Origin of the sequence: Mesorhizobium sp. B1-1-1 (assembly GCF_006442955.1) — a bacterium.
Classification (GTDB): Bacteria; Pseudomonadota; Alphaproteobacteria; order Rhizobiales; family Rhizobiaceae; genus Mesorhizobium.
The window spans coordinates 448,500-463,481 of record NZ_VFWW01000002.1 but is presented as its reverse complement, the minus strand read 5'-3'; the positions used below and the strand labels follow the sequence as shown (position 1 = coordinate 463,481).

The following is a 14,982-nucleotide window of genomic DNA, read 5'->3' as shown; positions in this document are numbered from 1 at the left end:
CGGCCAGTGCCTGGACCAGTTCCGAGACCTTGACGAACAACCCTACCAGCGCAGCGTGGCGTTGAATGCCGCAGGGCCTGCAATCGAGGCTTTCAGCCATTTCGCTTGCAGCCTCGCGAAGCTGTCGCGCGTCTTCCGTTCGTTTGTGGTCGCCGTAGACGATCATCCACCGATTCCAAGCTCGCCGTGCGCCAACGCGGCATGCGCGGCTTTGATCCATCCTGCCGCGCGCAATTTTTCCACATGCCAAGGAACATTCCGGCAAGCTGACGGTTCGGGCCCAGGAACTTACCTTGGACAGCACAGGACGGCAGTTTCGTGGGATCGAAGAAAGTTCGTGTCGGTATCGTCGGTGTAGGCAATTGCGCATCCTCCCTGGTGCAAGGCCTTTCCTATTACCGAGACGCAAAAGGCAACGAGCCGATCCCCGGGCTGATGCACGCCGATCTCGGCGGGTACCACGTCGATGACATCGAGGTCGTCTGTGCGTTCGACGTCGCCAAGGGCAAGGTCGGGTGCGACGTGGCCGAAGCGATCTACAGCGCCCCGAACAACACGTTCCGTTTTGCCGATGCGGTTGCAACCGGGGTTCGCGTGGAGCGTGGCCCCACGTTGGACGGCATCGGCAAATATCTGCGCACGGAAATCGAGGAAGCGCCGGAGCCGGTTGCCAATGTCAGCGAAATCCTGCGGAACAGCGGTGCCGATGTGCTCGTCTCGTACCTGCCGGTGGGGTCGGAGGAAGCGACGCGCTTTTATGCCGAATGCGCCCTCGAGGCCGGCTGCGCCTTCGTCAACTGCATACCGGTTTTCATCGCGTCACGGCCCGAATGGCGCCTGCGTTTCGAGGAACGCGGGCTGCCGCTGGTCGGCGACGATATCAAGAGCCAGGTCGGCGCGACAATCGTGCATCGGTTGCTGGCCAATCTCTTCCGCGAGCGCGGCGTCCGCATCGACCGCACTTATCAGTTGAACTTCGGCGGCAACACCGATTTCCTCAACATGCTGGAACGCGAGCGGCTGGAATCGAAGAAGATCTCGAAGACGCAGTCCGTGACCAGCCAGTTCGATGTTCCCCTGGAGCCGGGCAACATTCATGTCGGCCCCAGTGACCATGTGCCATGGCTCACCGATCGCAAATGGGCCTACATCCGGGTTGAAGGCACGACCTTCGGTGGAGTGCCGCTCAACGCCGAACTCAAGCTGGAAGTCTGGGATTCGCCCAATTCGGCCGGCGTGGTCATCGACGCCGTGCGCTGCGCCAAGCTGGCGCTTGACCGCGGCATCGCCGGCGCGCTGACCGGTCCGTGCAGCTATTTCATGAAGTCTCCGCCTGAGCAGTTCACCGATGCCGAAGCTCGGCAGCGCACGCTCGCATTCATCACAGGCAGGGACGAGCCTATGCTCGATGCCGCGGAATGACGACGACCTTCTTCCTGATCCGGCACGCGGCACACGACAATGTCGGCTCCTATCTGGCCGGACGGATGGGCGGAGTTCGCCTTGGCGAATCCGGCAGGGCTCAGGCGGCGCATCTTGGCCGCCGCATGGCCCGCGAGCCGATTGCCGCTATCTGGTGCAGCCCACGCGAGCGCACGCAGGAAACCGCCAAGCCGATCGCGACTGCCTGTAATGTCGGCGAAATCGCGATCTGCGCCGAACTCGACGAGATCGACTTCGGCATCTGGTCGGGAAAGACGTTCGAGGAGCTGAACGGCGATGCCGGCTGGCAGGCGTGGAACAGCCGGCGGCAGGAAGCAAGCACCCCAAGCGGCGAAACCATGCTGGATGTCCAACAGCGTATCGTCTCGCTGATGGATCAGGCTCGCGAGCGGCATCAGAATCAATGCGTCGCGCTGATCAGCCATGCCGACGTGATCAAGGCAGCCATCTGCCATGTGCTTGGTCTGCCCGTCGGCGACAGTTTTCGCTTCGATATCGACCCCGCCTCAATCACGACGATCGTGTCCGGAGACTGGGGAGCAAAGCTCATCCGTCTGAACGAACTTGCCTGACGAGGACTTGCCGGATGCAGATGGTCATTTTCGGTCTCACCGTCACGTCTTCATGGGGAAACGGCCACGCCACCCTGTGGCGTGGCCTGATCCGCGCGCTGGCCCGGCACGGCTGGTCCATCACCTTTTTCGAGCGCAACACCCCCTACTATGCCGGTGCGCGGGACCTCGATCAACTGGATGGCGGCAATATCGTGCTCTACCCCGACTGGGAGGACATCCGGAGGGTCGCGGAGCAGACGATCAAGCAATCCGACGTCGTCATCATTACCTCCTACTGTCCCGACGCCGTGGACGCTTCGCGCCTGGCGCAGCAGGCATGCCGCGGGCTGCGCGTCTTTTACGACTTGGACACTCCGGTCACTCTGGCGCGCCTCGATCAAGGTGAACGCCCACCCTATTTCGGGCCCGAGGGCCTTGCCGATTTCGATCTCGTCCTGAGTTACACGGGCGGCTCGGCAATCGATGCACTCAAGTCGGTCCTCGGTGCACGCCACGTGGTGCCGCTCTATGGCCACGTCGATCCCGACCAACACCGGCCGGCAGTACCTAGGCCGGAATTTGCGGGCGATCTGTCCTATCTCGGGACCTATGCGGCAGATCGCCAGGCCGGCGTCGAGAAACTGCTGGTCCGTCCGGCCGCACTCCTGCCTGACCACCGCTTCATCATCGGCGGTGCACAATATCCACAGGAATTCCCGTGGAGCGACAACATCTTCTTCGTCAGGCATCTTCCGCCGGCAGATCATCCAGCCTTCTTTTCGTCGTCCCGCCTGACGCTGAATGTGACGCGCGAGGCGATGGCGCAAAAGGGGTGGTGCCCTTCGGGCCGGCTGTTCGAAGCAGCGGCATGCGGCGTGCCGATCGTCACCGACACCTGGCCGGGCCTCAGCAGTTTCTTCGAACCCGGTAGCGAGATCCTGCTGGCGTACGACACAGACGACGTAATCGCGGCGCTCAAACTGCCATCGCACGAGCTCGATGCAATTCGAAGCCGTGCGCGTGAACGGGTTCTGGACGAACACACATCCACGCGGCGCGCGGCGGAACTGGATCGCATCCTGAACGAAGCCTTGCAGAGGTCGGCCGGCGAACCGATGAAGGAAGCAGTCTGATGTTGGGCATCGTGCCCGCTGCCGGACGCGGCAGCCGCATTCAACCGCTCGGCTTCTCGAAAGAGCTGCTGCCGGTCGGGAGCCGGATCGATGGACAGACAGAGCGCCCATGTGCCGTAAGCGAGTACCTGGTGCGGCGGATGGTGCGCGCCGGCGTCGACAAGGTCTGTTTCATCATCGGATCGGGTAAATCCGACATTCTCGAATACTATGCCGCGGGCTACGGAGCGGCGACCGCTCTGTTCGTGGTACAACCCAACCCTGTTGGCCTTTGCGACGCCATCTTCCGGGCAGCACCCCTCGTCGCACCGGACGAGACGGTGTTGATCGGGCTTCCCGATACGATCTGGTTTCCCGAAGACGGCTTCTGCCGTCTGCCGGACGACCGGCTGTCATTCCTGCTCTTCCCGGTGGATCGGCCGGAATTCTTCGATGCCGTGGTTCTCGACGAGGAGGGCCGGGTGCGGGAAATCCAGGTCAAGCGGCAGGACGCGGCGACGAACTGGATATGGGGCGCGTTCAAGATGCCGGGCCATGTCCTGCACCAGCTCGCGGCACTCTGGCGCGAGCGGGATTGCTATGACGAATATATCGGCACGTTGATCAACGCCTACCTGACGGCGGGCGGTCAGGCGTATGGGGTGAAGGCAGGGGCCGCCTACGTCGATGTCGGCACTTTCAACGGTTATCGCGCGGCCCTTCGGCTGCTCGACGACGATGCTGCGTCCAAACAGCACCGGCCCACGATGATCGCGCCTACTGCACATTCGCATGCCGTTCCGGGCGAAGGAGCTTAGCCATGCTGCATTCCCATGCTGAAATCCAACGCCGTATCGATGCCCTCGGCCCATGGTTCCACAACATGGAACTGGCCGGCGTCGAAACTGCTCCGGACCATTTTCTCGGTAACTACCCGCTGGTCAAATGGCGCAAGTTCGCCTATGCCATTCCAGCCGACCTGTCCGGCAAGTCCGTGCTCGATATCGGCTGCAATGCCGGTTTCTATGCCATCGAAATGAAACGGCGCGGCGCCGGTCGCGTCCTCGGCATCGATTTCGACGAGGCCTATCTGGCACAGGCGCGCTTTGCCGCCGAGATCGCGGACTGCGACATCGAGTTCCAGAAGCTTTCGGTTTATGACGTCGGCGCCCTGCGCGAGACATTCGACATCGTGCTGTTCATGGGGGTTCTTTACCACCTGCGCCATCCCCTGCTCGCGCTCGACCTGATCCGCGGGCATGTCGCCGGCGACCTGATGATCTTCCAGTCCATGCAACGCGGCAGCGCCGATCTGCCTGCGCTTGAGCAGAATTATCATTTCTGGACGCACGACCTGTTCGAGCGGCCGGAATTTCCGAAACTGCATTTCATCGAACATCGATATGCCGACGATCCGACCAATTGGTGGATTCCCAACCGCGCCTGCACCGAAGCGATGTTGCGCAGCGCCGGCTTCGAGATTTTTTTGCACCCCGAGCAGGAGGTTTATTTTTGCCGTTCCGCCGGCGATCCGGCCGGCGGCGGCGCCGTCTACCCGTCGAAAGGACAGATCCATGATTGAAGCCGCGATGATCTGGAACGAGCCCAACAACAAATCGCATTGGGATCCCGAGCTCGACCCCGATTGGAGCCGCTTCGCCGCCATGGCAATGTTGTCGGCGGATGCGATAGCGTCCGAGAACCCGGCCCTGACCAAGGTGCTCGGCGGCATCTCTCCGATCGACCCCGGCTTCGTCACGCGCATGAAGGAACTCAGATTGCTGGACCACGTCGATGCCGTCGCGGTGCATGGCTTTCCGCTCGACTGGAACCTGTGGCAGATCCAGGAATGGCCACAGAAGATCGGTGAGATCGCGGCCGTCACCGATCTCCCGATCTGGGTCAGCGAAGTTGGCGTATCGACCTTCGGCGCCGACGAGATCCAGGTCTGGGGCCTCAGGCGCACCGCTGAATTGCTGCTCGGCAACGCTCCGCGCATCCAGTGGTACAGCCTTTATGATCTTCCGCGCGAATGGGAAGCAACAACGCGCCATCGCGAAGCGGAAGGCTCCTCCTACTATCGTCACTTCCATATGGGGCTGCTGCGCCAGGACGGCACGCCAAAACCGGCACTGGAGGAATTCCTGCGCCATACGCCCGAGATGGGGCTGGTGCAGTGGTTTCATTTCGAGGACCCGCGGCTGGACGACGCCGTCGCCTGGATGAAGCGGCTCGGGGTCACCAATATGCGGACCGGACTTTCCTGGGCCGACAGTTTCAGGCCGAATGCATTGAACTGGTTCGACCGACAGATGGAAGCGCTCGCCGATTTCGACGTGACCGTCACCTTCTGCTTCACGCCAGAGCATCGCGGGATGATGCCTCACCACACCAGTCCGCCGCTGGTGCCGGAGGAATTCGCCGAATTCTGTGCAACCATGATCCGCCGCTACGCGCCCGGCGTGGCTTCCACGTCGAAGCGGCGAGCCTCGGCAGCGTGAGGCTCCCATGCATCAACCGTCGGCAACCCTGGGCGAATTCGCGGCGCTGTTGACGGGCAGTGACGCAGCTCATGGCTCCGCCCTCATGGTCGTCGTCGCGCATCCGGACGACGAGACAATCGGCATCGGCGGGCATCTTGCCGGACTGCGGTCATGCCGCATCGTCCATGTCACGGACGGAGCACCACGCGATCTTGCCGACGCGCAAGCGCATGGTTTCGAGACATGGCAGGACTATGCCGATGCCCGCCGTGCGGAACTGACGGAAGCCTTGGCCGCGGCCGGCATATCGCCATCGGGCCTGACCGCTCTTGGCTATCCCGACAAGGAGGCTGCGGCGAATCTCGTGGCGCTCGCGCAGGAACTCGCCTGCCTTGTTTGCGAACCCGACATCCGCTTCGTCTGCACACATCCTTTCGAGGGAGGCCATCCCGACCACGACGCGACCGCTTTCGCCGTTCACGCGGCCTGCCATCTTCTGCGCCGTGACCGCCGGCCCGTGCCCACCATCATCGAAATGGCCTTTTATTCGGCTGGCCCGGACGGCCCGGTATTTCAGGATTTCGCCAGCGGCACCGGCAGTGATTGCATAGAGGTCTGCCTGACCGAAGCGGCCTTTCAGCAAAAGCAGCGCATGCTGGCCAGCCACCTGACGCAGCAGCGGACGCTGGCGCCGTTCTCGACCCGCACCGAGCGTTTCCGGCTGGCGCCGACCTATGATTTCCTGAAGCTGCCCAACGAGGGCAGGCTCTACTATGAATCGCTGCCGCTGGGTTTCGAGCCCGGCACCTGGCTGCATGCAAGCGCCCGTGCTCACGAGGCGCTCCGGCTCGACCAGCCATGACGCTCACAGTGCTCAATGTTGCCTATCCTCTCGCGCCGGTGGGACCGAACGCCGTTGGCGGCGCCGAGCAGGTGCTGTCAATGCTCGATCAGGCCCTGACCCGCGCCGGTCACCGGTCCATCGTCATCGGCTGCCAGGGTTCCAGTGCAAGCGGCATTCTGGTGGAAACGCCCGCCGAAGCCGGCGTGCTCGACCAGTCAGCAAAAAACCGGGCACAGGAGTCCCATCGCGCCGCGATCGCCGCTGCCCGCGCCCAATGGCCGATCGACGTGGTTCACCTGCATGGCATCGACTTCGACGCCTACCTGCCTGCCGACGGTCCGACCCTGGTGACGCTTCACCTGCCGCTCGACTGGTATCCGGCCGGGGCGCTGCGCCCAGGGCGCGACGATCTCTGGCTTCACGCCGTCTCGTCAGCCCAGCAAAGAACCGCACCGCCGGACGCAAGCTTGGTTGCCCCGATCCCGAATGGTGTCGATATCGACGCGCTGAACCAGCCGCGGCCCAGGGGCGACTTCGCCGTCGTGCTCAGCCGCATCTGCCCGGAAAAGGGCATACACCTGGCATTGGATGCCGCCAGGCAGGCTGATGTGCCGCTGGTCATCGGCGGGCGGGTCTATCCTTACGAGACGCATACCCAGTACTTTCGCGATGAGGTCGAACCTCGCCTCGATCGTCGGCGCTGCTTCCTCGGTCCGCTCGGCTTCATCGCCAAGCGGCGCTTGCTCAATGCAGCACGCTGCCTGGTCGTTCCGAGCCTCGCCGCCGAGACCAGTTCGCTGGTCGCGATGGAAGCACTCGCCTGCGGCACACCGGTGATCGCCTTTCCAAATGGTGCGCTTCCCGAAGTGGTCGAGCACGGCAAGACCGGCTTTATCGTCAACAATGTCGACGAGATGGCGCAAGCAATTGTCGCGGCACCCAGCCTTGATGCCGAGACGTGCCGAAGCGAGGCGCGCCGGCGGTTTTCGCTCGAGCGCATGGTCTCGTTCTACATGAGCGCCTATCTGGCGCTGGCCCGGCTCGGCGCCGACCGCAGGCGTCTCGCCGCGGTGCGGTGAAAGAGCAGATGCTGCGCAGCGAGATCATCGGCGATCCAGAGCAATTGCATGCACTGGCGCCGCACTGGTGGAACCTGTGGGAGCAGAGTTCGTCGGCGACGCCCTTTCAATGTCCCGCTTGGCTGCTGCCGTGGTGGCGCACATTCGCTCCGGGGGAGCTGGCGACGGTCGCCATCTGGCGCGGCAACGATCTGGTGGGCCTGGCGCCGCTCTATCTCGAACATGGCACGGAAGGCTCGAAACTGCTTCCGATCGGCATTTCCCTCAGCGACTATCTGGACGTGCTGTGTGTGCCCGGCAGCGAGGCCCAGGTCGCCACTGCCCTTGCAGAGAAGATACTCTCGATCGAGTGGTCGCAGTGGATCCTGCCGGATCTGCCGCAAGGCAGTGCCGGTCTGGCGATCGAACATCCCGAATTGAAAGCCGATGGACTGGTCGGCCACGCCGTTTGTCCCGTGCTTGCCACCGACGGCGATGAAACGCTGGCGGGCTGCGTCCCTGCCCGGCGCAGACGCCAGTTGCGCCGGGCGCGCCGCGCCGCATCCAGACGCGGCCGGGTCGAGTTGTCGCCGGTACGAGGCGATCCTCAACTGTTCCTCGACCACCTGATAGGCCTGCACGGCGCGCGCTGGGCCGGAAACGGAGGCGGCGTGCTGGCCGACCTCGCCGTCGAGCAATTCCACAGGTGCTCGCTTCCCCTGCTCGACGCTCGAGATCTGACCCGACGCTGGGTGCTCGCCATCGACGGCAAGCCAATCGGCGTCTACTACGGATTTCACCATCGCGGCCGTGCCTATGCCTATCTTGGCGGTTTCGATCCTGCCTATGCCGAGGAAAGTCCAGGCGCGATCCTGGTCGGCCACGCAATCGCCGAATCGATCCGCGAAGGTGCGCGCGAGTTCGACTTCCTGCGCGGCCAGGAGCCGTACAAATATGGCTGGGGCGCTGGCGACAGGTGGACGATGCGAAGGACTTGGACGCGGAAATGAGACCATGGTTTCGATGGAACCAACATCCGTGCGCCGCCGGATAGCGGTCAGGCTGGCGGTCGAGGACTGTATGGCGGACGCTGTCAGTGCCGAGGCCGTCATCGCCAGGCTGGCGCTGCATCTCCACCCAGGCATCGGGGCAGTCGAATTGGCGAAGATCGTGGCGGAGATCGATCCGGTCGATACTCGAGACAGGGAAAGGCTCCAGCAGATAGCCGGGCTGCTTCGCCGCGGATCGGAGGTTTTTGCCACGTTGCAGAAAACGGGTTCTGCCGTTCGTCACGAACGCGACGACGACGAGACGGATGCAGATGTCGTGACGCGGCTGGCCTCGGGCTTTGATGCCGCGGCAGCGATTTCCCGGGTGGCGAGTGTCCAGTTGGCTTCCCTTGGCGATGAGGAAAGGCTGGCAGCCACGACCGACGAAATCGTTGCATGGCTGACAGCGCAAGACTTCACCGGCGCTGGACGCAGCATTCTGGACATCGGTTGCGGCATCGGGCGTTTCGAACGCGCGCTGTCGGCGTCCTGTGGGCGGGTCGTCGGTATCGACATATCGTCGAGGATGATATCGATCGCCCGTGAGCAATGCGCAGCGCTTGGCAATGTAGAGTTGCGGCGGACCTCAGGCCTGGATCTGGCGGAGTTCGGCGACGCGAGTTTCGACTGCGTTCTGGCGGTCGACAGTTTCCCCTATTTGGTGCTAGCCGGCGTGGCGGAGCGGCATTTCGGCGAAATTGCGCGCGTCCTCAAAAGGCCGGGCAGGCTGGCCTTGCTGAACTACTCATATCGCGAATCACTGTTTTTGGACCGCTCCGATATATGTCGCCTGGCGCAACGTCACGGATTGCAGGTCCTCGTCGATGGCGAAAAGCCGTTTCGGCTGTGGGACGGCGACGCCTTCCTGCTTGCCGGCGTGACGGAACATTACCAGCCAATGCCAGTTCGGGCGTCGAACACAGCGACGCTGAAGAGCGGCGCCAATTCGAAGGAGGACAGCATGGCATCCGGCAGCAAGAAACATATCGGCCGTGGCAGCCACGGCAAAGGGGCCGGCGCCGGAGCAATGACCGAACTGGCCAAGGACAAGATCGAAGAGAATGCCGTTTTATCCAACAGGGACAAGAAGCAGCACAGCGAGGAACGCGGCCTGGACGGCAATCAGATCAAGTCCGATCAATATCAGGATCATGCCGCAAATCGATTGCCGAAGGACTGAAAGCGCCGCAGTGGATCTGTGACCTCGGCAATCGAGAGTGGAAGAAAAACCTGTGCAAGGGCTGCCGGCAACGGTTTCGGCACCGGGCATCTCCTTGTAATGGCGGTTGCTTGTCATCACAATAGGATGACGGACTGCCATCCATCCAGCCAGGGAATACGATGTCTCGTTCGAGCGATGATAGAATGGACCCGCGCGCAGGAATGGCGATGGATCAGGAGATTGCCTCTCTGCTGATCGCGATCGAGCAGGAAAAGGTTCCTGATCGCTTGACCAGACTGGCGATCGAACTGCAAAACGCGCTCCTTGCGAAACGCCGGCGCGACATAAAGAACTGACTATCTTCGGCTGTCGGCATCGATATCGATCTGCCCGTCCGACAGATGATTTCGTCTTTCCATCAGCGTCTGCAGCGAACTCTCCCCCAGGAACTCAAGAACGGCGGCGCGGGCACGGTTGAGCCGGCTTTTGACCGTTCCCACCGCACAGCCACATATCTCGGCCGTCTCCTCATAGCTGACACCTAGGACGCCGATCAGCATCAGCACCTCGCGCTGGTGTTCAGGGAGCCTCTGGATGGCGCCGTGAACTTCCTTGCTCTGAACGGTCCATTCCTGTGTGGCTTCCGAAATCGGCCTCGAGGACGCGCAGTCGAGCAGGCCAGGCGCTTCCCTGGCCGCGACCTTGACCCGGGTGTAGTAGGTGTTGCGCATGATCGTGAAGAGCCACGACTTCATGCGCGTGCCGGGTTCGAACTTGTCGATGTTGGCAAGGCCCTTCGTCAACGTTTCCTGCACCAGATCGTCGGCATCGTCGGGGATACGGCAGAAGGTGCGCGCGAAAGCCCGTAGCGCGGGTATCAGGTCAACGATGGAAACTTCATGGGTTTCCTGGTCGGCCAAAAGATAGCCTTCGCCTGACAATGGTCCAGCTCCCAGAAAGAAGTATGAATGCAGACCCCAGCTAAATGCATGGACGTTTGTATCGTTCCGGGCGTTGAAGACAACTCTCCAGAAAATTCTGATGCGGCCGAACGATCCTGCTGCGGCCGCGCCCCCCTTGCGCGCCGTCCACCAGCGTGTTCGCGCTGGCTTAGGATAGGCGCGACGCGCCGTTGTGCGGGAACAAAGCCATGCACCGGCAGTTCGGCGCCTTGAGCCAAGTCAGCCCACGGGCGTCAATCGAGGAAAAAATCATGGCCAAATCCGCACACCGTTCAGTTCCCAAATCGGCGCCTATGCACGATCAGAATGCCGCGCGCGGAAATGGCGGCGAATTGCACCAGATCGCGGAAGCCGACACGCCTGTTCTCACGACTGCCCTGGGAACGCCTGTCTCCGACGACCAGAACACATTGCGGATTGGCGAGCGCGGACCGTCTCTGATCGAGGACTCCCACTTTCGCGACAAGATCTTCCACTTCGATCACGAACGCATCCCGGAAAGGGTGGTGCATGCCCGTGGTTACGGCGCTCATGGCTATTTCGAGACTTATGAATCGCTGGCCAAATACACGCGTGCCGACATTTTCCAGCGCGCCGGCGAAAAGACGCCTGCCTTCGTGCGGTTCTCGACGGTTGCCGGCAACAAGGGCTCGTTCGACCTCGCCCGAGACGTGCGCGGCTTTGCCGTCAAGCTCTACACCAAAGAAGGCAATTGGGACCTCGTCGGCAACAATATTCCCGTGTTCTTCATCCAGGACGCCATCAAATTTCCGGACCTCATCCATGCTGCCAAGCAGGAGCCAGACCGGGCTTTCCCGCAGGCCCAGACCGCACATGACAATTTCTGGGATTTCATCAGCCTGATGCCGGAATCGATGCACATGGTCATGTGGATCATGTCGGATCGAGCGATACCGCGCTCCTTCCGTTTCATGCAAGGCTTTGGCGTCCATACGTTCCGCCTCGTCAATGCCGACGACGAATCCACATTCGTCAAATTCATCTGGAAGCCGAAACTCGGCATGCAGTCGGTGATCTGGAACGAAGCGGTCAAGATCAATGGCGCCGATCCCGACTTCCACCGCCGCGACCTGTGGGAAGCGATCCAGTCAGGAAACTTCCCGGAATGGGAGCTGACGGTGCAATTGTTCGACCAGGATTTTGCCGACAGCTTCGACTTCGACATCTTGGACGCCACGAAGATCATACCTGAAGAGATCATCGAGCCAATCCCGGTCGGGCGGCTGGTGCTCGACCGCATGCCGGAGAATTTCTTCGCCGAGACCGAGCAGGTTGCATTCATGACCCAGAACGTGCCGCCCGGGATCGACTTCTCCAACGACCCGCTTCTGCAGGGCCGCAACTTCTCCTATCTCGACACCCAGTTGAAGCGGCTGGGCAGCCCGAACTTCACCCATATTCCGATCAACGCTCCGAAATGCCCCTTCGCACATTTTCAGCAGGACGGGCACATGGCCATGCACAACCCGGTCGGCCGCGCCAACTATGAGCCGAATTCGTGGGGCTCGGGTCCCCGCGAGGATCCGCAACGCGGCTTCCGCTCTTTCGCCGACGCCGAAGAGGGGCAGAAGGTGCGTCTGCGGGCGGAGAGCTTCGCCGACCACTACAGCCAAGCGCGGCAATTCTTCAACAGCCAGACAGCGCCGGAGCAACGCCATATCGCCATGGCGCTGACATTCGAATTGAGCAAGGTGCAGGCACCGGCGATCCGCGAACGCATGGTGGCGCATCTGCTGAACATAGACGAAACGCTGGCGACTCAAGTCGCCGACAAGCTTGGCATTCGAAACATGCCCGACCCCGCCGAGGCCGCCGTCCCGCCGCGCGACGACCTGCCGCCGTCTCCGGCTCTCAGCATTATCGAGAACGGCCCCGACAGTTTCAAAGGCCGCAAGGTCGGCGTCTTGCTGAGCGACGGGGCCGACACGGCCCTTTTCGAACAACTTCGCTCGGCCATCGAAACGGAAGGCGCGGTCATGGAGGTGATAGCGCCCAAGGTGGGCGGCGTCGAGGCCGCAGACGGCACCCACATCGAAGCCAGACACATGATCGACGGCGGTCCGTCGGTCCTGTTCGACGCCGTGGTACTGCTCCTGTCCGAGCCGGGCGCCGAGTTGTTGGTCAAGGAGGCAGCCGCGAAGGACTTCGTGTCGGATGCCTTTGCGCATTGCAAATTCATCGGCTTCACACCGGGAGCCGCGCCTCTCCTGGCCAAGGCAGGCGTCGCAGCCGATGCCGATGAGGGATTGATGCGGCTGGACTCCGCAGCCTCCGCCAACACATTCGTGCAGGCTTGCCGCAAGCTGCGGCTGTGGGCCCGGGAAGCGGCCGTCAAGCTGTGACGCTATCGACCGGCACGGATTCCCGTCCGTGAGCGGCGGTTCGGCCAGCGGGATTCCAGTCGGTGCGGGCTAGGGGCGGTCTTGCTCCTTGGCCTCCCGCTGTTTTCTCAGCACTTCGTCGGTTCCGACCAGCTTCTTGGCTCCGCCTGGAATGGAGGTGGACACCACCGCTGGCGGGTCGCTTGCGGGAAAGGAATCTTCCAGACCGGCCTGCAGCTGATCCTCCAGCGTTTGCGGCTCTTCCGAGCGGCCGGGGGTTCTGCGGTCCTCTATCTTTTCCAGCGGTTGCTTCTTATCCGGCGATTCGTTCGCGTTCCTGATCCAGGCATAAAGCTGTTCGATCGCGAATTCCTTGATTGCCTCGAAATCGGCTCGATCGTCCTTGGTCGCCTCGATCTGATCGACCATGGCTTTCTCGAACCGGGCAAGGCTATCACCCCCGCAGGCCCGGGAAAGACGCAACAATGCCTCATGCAGCATCATCGGGGCGAAACGAGCCGAAGCCTCGAGTCTCAGTTGCTCTAAATGCTCTTGAGTGGCGGCTTGGAGCTTTGACATGGACAGCCCTTTCTCTCACACGCATTTCAACGAGAGTTGACCGTGGATGTTCCACTGCGCCTGAACGTCCTTCCGCGCCGGCGAACTACATGAACCAGGTCGCCACCAGTCCCGCGGACGCCGCAAAGACCGCTATGGTCGTCACGCCGCCCAGAATGTTGGTGGCCCTGCTGTTGACCTTGTCGCCCATGATCTTGCGATTGTTGGTCATGATGAGCATGAGAAGCAGCAGAGGTGGCGTCGAAAAACCCTGCACGATGCCGGACCAGACCAAGGCTTTCATCGGGTTGAAGCCAAAGAAATTGAGACCCACCGCCACCAGGGTGATCACTCCCGTCGCGATGTAGAATTTGGGCGCATGCCGGGGCTTGGCGTTCAAGCCATTCTTCCACCCCATGGCCTGCGCGAAATCGAAAGCGGCGCCGGCAGTCATGACCGGCACCGCCAGGAAGCCGACGCCGATCACCCCGGCCGCAAAGAGAATTCCTGCCGCGTCGCCCGCAAGCGGCCGCAGCGCTTCGGCCGCCTGCGCTGCCGTTTCGATCTGGGTATGCCCCGCCTCGTACAGCGTCGATCCGGTCGAAAGGATGATGAAATACATGATCAGGTTGGAAAAGATCATGCCGATCAGGATATCGCGCCGGGACCGGCGGAGTTCACCCTCGGTGGCTCCCTTGCGCTCTTCGAGGCTCGTCCTGCCCTTGGCGATCTCCTCCTCCACCTCCTGATTGGACTGCCAGGTGTAGAGATAGGCGGACAGCGTCGTGCCGATGATGGCGACGATGATGGACAGATATTCGCGGCTGAACTCGATTTTCGGCAGCAAGGTGCCGCGCAGCACCGAGACCACATCCGGCTTGGCGAGCACAGCGGAGACCACATAGGCGAGCAGGGCCAGTGCCAACCATCGGAATATGTTGCGGATTAGCTTGTAGGATCCGAACATCTGCAAGGCAAAAATAATCATCGCGACACCGATGACGACCGAGTTTGAAGGCAGCGGAACGAACAGCACGACAGCCGCCGACATCGCGCCAAGGTCGGCGGCTGCCTCGATCGTGTTGCCGATCAGCACGCCCACCAGCACGGACCACAGCAGCCAACGCGGATAGAAATCGGAAATGACCTTGAAAAGACCACGGCCCGACACCTGGCCAAGTTTGGACGAGAGATAGACGACGATGTACATCATCGGGAGAGTGACAGGAGCCGTCCACAAAAGGTCGGGCCCGAACCGGGCTCCGGCACTCGCATAGGTGCCAATGGCCGAGCAATCGTCGTCAGCCGCCCCAGTGATCAGTCCGAGCCCGAGAGCGCGTGTGATGCCGCCGTCTTTTCGCTTTCCCTCGCTTCGGCCGGCATCGTCAGCTGCTCCACTCATGGGAGATGCGTGT

15 protein-coding genes and 1 pseudogene are annotated in these 14,982 nt (G+C 62.0%); 13 read left to right on the top strand and 3 right to left on the bottom strand.

The window, feature by feature from the left end:
• Nucleotides 1–318 precede the first annotated feature (318 nt).
• The 12 genes and pseudogenes from FJ986_RS05185 to FJ986_RS05135 all read left to right on the top strand — a co-directional run bounded on the left by FJ986_RS05185 (nt 319) and on the right by FJ986_RS05135 (nt 10,061).
• Nucleotides 319–1,422, top strand: coding sequence for an inositol-3-phosphate synthase (locus FJ986_RS05185; protein ID WP_140515202.1), 1,104 nt, complete (start codon nt 319–321; stop codon nt 1,420–1,422).
• Nucleotides 1,419–2,015, top strand: a complete 597-nt coding sequence (locus tag FJ986_RS05180) for a histidine phosphatase family protein (RefSeq protein ID WP_140515201.1) — start codon at nt 1,419–1,421, stop codon at nt 2,013–2,015. The genes FJ986_RS05185 and FJ986_RS05180 overlap by 4 nt, the downstream gene beginning before the upstream one ends.
• A gap of 14 nt (nt 2,016–2,029) precedes the next feature.
• Nucleotides 2,030–3,130: a glycosyltransferase gene (locus tag FJ986_RS05175; RefSeq protein ID WP_140497396.1), complete on the top strand. Its 1,101-nt coding sequence runs from the start codon at nt 2,030–2,032 to the stop codon at nt 3,128–3,130.
• The gene (locus FJ986_RS05170) at nt 3,130–3,927 is read left to right on the top strand and encodes a sugar phosphate nucleotidyltransferase (RefSeq protein WP_140497394.1); all 798 of its coding nucleotides are present in this window, start codon (nt 3,130–3,132) and stop codon (nt 3,925–3,927) included. Before FJ986_RS05175 ends, FJ986_RS05170 begins: the two co-directional genes overlap by 1 nt.
• Nucleotides 3,928–3,929: 2 nt before the next feature.
• Nucleotides 3,930–4,691, top strand: a complete 762-nt coding sequence (locus FJ986_RS05165; RefSeq protein ID WP_140673587.1) for a TIGR04290 family methyltransferase — start codon at nt 3,930–3,932, stop codon at nt 4,689–4,691.
• Complete coding sequence (locus FJ986_RS05160; protein WP_140497390.1) at nt 4,684–5,610, top strand: beta-xylosidase; 927 nt, start codon at nt 4,684–4,686, stop codon at nt 5,608–5,610. The genes FJ986_RS05165 and FJ986_RS05160 overlap by 8 nt, the downstream gene beginning before the upstream one ends.
• Nucleotides 5,611–5,617: 7 nt before the next feature.
• On the top strand, nt 5,618–6,454 hold the full coding sequence (locus tag FJ986_RS05155; protein WP_140673585.1) for a PIG-L family deacetylase: 837 nt from the start codon (nt 5,618–5,620) through the stop codon (nt 6,452–6,454).
• Entirely contained in the window at nt 6,451–7,515 is a 1,065-nt protein-coding gene (locus FJ986_RS05150; protein ID WP_140673583.1) for a glycosyltransferase family 4 protein, read from the top strand. Before FJ986_RS05155 ends, FJ986_RS05150 begins: the two co-directional genes overlap by 4 nt.
• A gap of 8 nt (nt 7,516–7,523) precedes the next feature.
• Nucleotides 7,524–8,504 carry a GNAT family N-acetyltransferase gene (locus FJ986_RS05145; protein ID WP_140564426.1) on the top strand — a complete coding sequence of 327 codons (981 nt, stop codon included), beginning with the start codon at nt 7,524–7,526 and terminating at the stop codon, nt 8,502–8,504.
• Nucleotides 8,449–9,291: pseudogene (locus tag FJ986_RS30720) on the top strand (methyltransferase domain-containing protein); the annotation flags it as partial. The gene FJ986_RS05145 and the pseudogene FJ986_RS30720, both read left to right, overlap by 56 nt.
• A 213-nt stretch (nt 9,292–9,504) precedes the next feature.
• The gene (locus tag FJ986_RS30715) at nt 9,505–9,723 is read left to right on the top strand and encodes a hypothetical protein (RefSeq protein ID WP_224519089.1); all 219 of its coding nucleotides are present in this window, start codon (nt 9,505–9,507) and stop codon (nt 9,721–9,723) included.
• 185 nt (nt 9,724–9,908) lie between these two features.
• Complete coding sequence (locus FJ986_RS05135) at nt 9,909–10,061, top strand: hypothetical protein (RefSeq protein ID WP_181165412.1); 153 nt, start codon at nt 9,909–9,911, stop codon at nt 10,059–10,061.
• Here the strand turns inward: FJ986_RS05135 and FJ986_RS05130 are convergent, their stop codons facing one another.
• Nucleotides 10,062–10,625, bottom strand: a complete 564-nt coding sequence (locus FJ986_RS05130; RefSeq protein WP_140498076.1) for a sigma-70 family RNA polymerase sigma factor — start codon at nt 10,623–10,625, stop codon at nt 10,062–10,064.
• Nucleotides 10,626–10,918: 293 nt separating this feature from the next.
• Here FJ986_RS05130 and FJ986_RS05125 point away from each other — a divergent pair, with 293 nt between their 5' ends.
• On the top strand, nt 10,919–13,030 hold the full coding sequence (locus FJ986_RS05125) for a catalase (protein WP_140515195.1): 2,112 nt from the start codon (nt 10,919–10,921) through the stop codon (nt 13,028–13,030).
• A gap of 69 nt (nt 13,031–13,099) precedes the next feature.
• On the opposite strand, the gene FJ986_RS05120 is transcribed toward FJ986_RS05125, so the two are convergent.
• A complete protein-coding gene (locus FJ986_RS05120) occupies nt 13,100–13,588 on the bottom strand; it encodes a hypothetical protein (protein WP_140497376.1) in 489 nt (162 codons plus the stop codon).
• Between the two features lie 85 nt (nt 13,589–13,673).
• Nucleotides 13,674–14,969 (bottom strand): Nramp family divalent metal transporter, encoded by a 1,296-nt coding sequence (locus tag FJ986_RS05115; protein WP_140650311.1) that lies wholly within the window; start codon nt 14,967–14,969, stop codon nt 13,674–13,676.
• Nucleotides 14,970–14,982: the final 13 nt, after the last annotated feature.

Coding starts and splice junctions, on each gene's coding strand:
- FJ986_RS05180 (WP_140515201.1), top strand. CDS start 1,419: ATGACGACGACCTTCTTCCTGATCCGGCACGCGGCACACGACAATGTC.
- FJ986_RS05175 (WP_140497396.1), top strand. CDS start 2,030: ATGCAGATGGTCATTTTCGGTCTCACCGTCACGTCTTCATGGGGAAAC.
- FJ986_RS05170 (WP_140497394.1), top strand. CDS start 3,130: ATGTTGGGCATCGTGCCCGCTGCCGGACGCGGCAGCCGCATTCAACCG.
- FJ986_RS05165 (WP_140673587.1), top strand. CDS start 3,930: ATGCTGCATTCCCATGCTGAAATCCAACGCCGTATCGATGCCCTCGGC.
- FJ986_RS05160 (WP_140497390.1), top strand. CDS start 4,684: ATGATTGAAGCCGCGATGATCTGGAACGAGCCCAACAACAAATCGCAT.
- FJ986_RS05155 (WP_140673585.1), top strand. CDS start 5,618: ATGCATCAACCGTCGGCAACCCTGGGCGAATTCGCGGCGCTGTTGACG.
- FJ986_RS05150 (WP_140673583.1), top strand. CDS start 6,451: ATGACGCTCACAGTGCTCAATGTTGCCTATCCTCTCGCGCCGGTGGGA.
- FJ986_RS05145 (WP_140564426.1), top strand. CDS start 7,524: ATGCTGCGCAGCGAGATCATCGGCGATCCAGAGCAATTGCATGCACTG.
- FJ986_RS30715 (WP_224519089.1), top strand. CDS start 9,505: ATGGCATCCGGCAGCAAGAAACATATCGGCCGTGGCAGCCACGGCAAA.
- FJ986_RS05135 (WP_181165412.1), top strand. CDS start 9,909: ATGGACCCGCGCGCAGGAATGGCGATGGATCAGGAGATTGCCTCTCTG.
- FJ986_RS05125 (WP_140515195.1), top strand. CDS start 10,919: ATGGCCAAATCCGCACACCGTTCAGTTCCCAAATCGGCGCCTATGCAC.
- FJ986_RS05120 (WP_140497376.1), bottom strand. CDS start 13,588: ATGTCAAAGCTCCAAGCCGCCACTCAAGAGCATTTAGAGCAACTGAGA.
- FJ986_RS05115 (WP_140650311.1), bottom strand. CDS start 14,969: ATGAGTGGAGCAGCTGACGATGCCGGCCGAAGCGAGGGAAAGCGAAAA.